A 531-nucleotide genomic window follows, 5' to 3' on the forward strand; every position below is an offset into this window, starting at 1 on the left:
ATAAACCCTATATATTGTGTTCATAAGATAAATCACAACTACATGTGGCATATTTAGGGGGATAATAATGGTAACTGTATATACAAAACCAAATTGCATGCAATGCAATTTCACAAAAAAATATTTAACTGAAAAAGAAATCGAATTTCAAACAATCGATATTACAGAATCAGAAGAAGCATTAGCTGAAGTTAAAGGCATGGGCTTCCAAGCTGTACCTGTAATCGTTGCTGAAAACGAAGAAGCTTTCTACGGTTTCCAACCAGACCGTTTAGCAAAATTAGTTTAATCAAATTAAATGGAACGACTGAAGGATAAGCTTCAGTCGTTTTTATAAAAAAAGCGTCACGCCCTTTTCCTCATCATCATGATTTAGGATTTGGACTGTGACGCTTTTATTTAGTTAAATAGAACTTTCTTGTTCTTGATAGTCTGATTCAGCCAAGTCAGCCATGATTTGGTATAAATCACCTGCTGTTAACTGGTCTTTTTCTTCTTTACTAAAATCTTTAATGATTTTACCGTGGTGTA

The 531-nt window shown here is 33.5% G+C and carries 1 protein-coding gene; it reads left to right on the top strand.

Annotated elements, in window-relative coordinates; genetic code table 11:
- The first annotated feature begins 67 nt into the window (after window positions 1-67).
- Window positions 68-289 carry a glutaredoxin-like protein NrdH gene (gene nrdH / locus ACRCJ0_RS19145; RefSeq protein ID WP_016897158.1) on the top strand — a complete coding sequence of 74 codons (222 nt, stop codon included), beginning with the start codon at window positions 68-70 and terminating at the stop codon, window positions 287-289.
- Window positions 290-531 lie beyond the last annotated feature (242 nt).

It is taken from the genome of Aerococcus sp. L_32, from assembly GCF_050689315.1.

What these genes read in the sequence shown, in the direction of transcription:
- nrdH (WP_016897158.1), top strand. Translation starts at nt 68, where the DNA reads ATGGTAACTGTATATACAAAACCAAATTGCATGCAATGCAATTTCACA.